An 828-nucleotide genomic window follows, 5' to 3' on the forward strand; every position below is an offset into this window, starting at 1 on the left:
GGTACTGTGTTTAAAGTAAGGCTGGCTTTATTGCCAATCTTTCAAGATTATAGTTATACAGGAAGTAACGTATAGCCAATCGGTGATTTTCCCATGATCTGGAGAAGGATAATGTCTTTCTCACCAGTCGTGCGCACCTTTGGCGCAAGGTATTGTTTAGTCGCTCCATCCTGGTGGTTTCTTTCTTGCCTTTTGGCTGGTGCTGTCCCTTCTCAAAGACTGCTCCATAGGCTTCCAATCCGTCCGTGAAGACCAGTGCCTTCAGGCGTATAGCCGCCGGTATGCTCAGCCACAAACCTTTGGCTCCTTCCCCGTTGCGCTCTCCCACATGATACCCCACCACCAGCCCTGTGCCTCTTTCTACTGCCTGCCACAGCCAAACAGGGCAGTCTTTGGCACCGACAAAGCTCCATTGCTCATCTGCCTCCACACAAAGCAGCTCTACCTCTGTCTTCTCCAGATTCCCCAGTGGCAGCTGCTCGTCTACTTGCTGCCAGAGTGCCTTGACGCGCGGCACCAGCCAGCCCACGCTCACCTTGAAGATACGGGCTATGGCCCGTAGGGAGAGCCGCTCCAAAAGCATCTCTTTCAGCAAATCATCACGGCTAAAAAGCCTCTCAGGCTCACGGGCTACAGCCTGTCTTCGGCAGTGGCGGCATTTATAGTTTTGTTTGCCGTAGTAGCATTTACCGTTTCTTACTATATTGGGACTATGGCAGTGAGGGCAGGTGGTCATATGAAGTAAAGGTTTGGCGATCTCTATTTCATAACACCTGCTTCTCATTGCTAATTCCTCAATATGACCATCCTTACTTTTAGTACACTACC

The 828-nt window shown here is 50.5% G+C and carries 1 protein-coding gene; it reads right to left on the minus strand.

Annotated features, from left to right (window positions below; all coding sequences use genetic code 11):
• Positions 1-10: 10 nt before the first annotated feature.
• A complete protein-coding gene (locus tag ACFS7Z_RS27290) occupies positions 11-736 on the minus strand; it encodes an IS1 family transposase (RefSeq protein WP_377492676.1) in 726 nt (241 codons plus the stop codon).
• Between the last annotated feature and the right edge of the window lie 92 nt (positions 737-828).

Source organism: Pontibacter toksunensis (assembly GCF_042686245.1).
Lineage (GTDB): Bacteria > Bacteroidota > Bacteroidia > Cytophagales > Hymenobacteraceae > Pontibacter > Pontibacter toksunensis.

What these genes read in the sequence shown, in the direction of transcription:
- ACFS7Z_RS27290 (WP_377492676.1), bottom strand. Translation starts at nt 736, where the DNA reads ATGACCACCTGCCCTCACTGCCATAGTCCCAATATAGTAAGAAACGGT.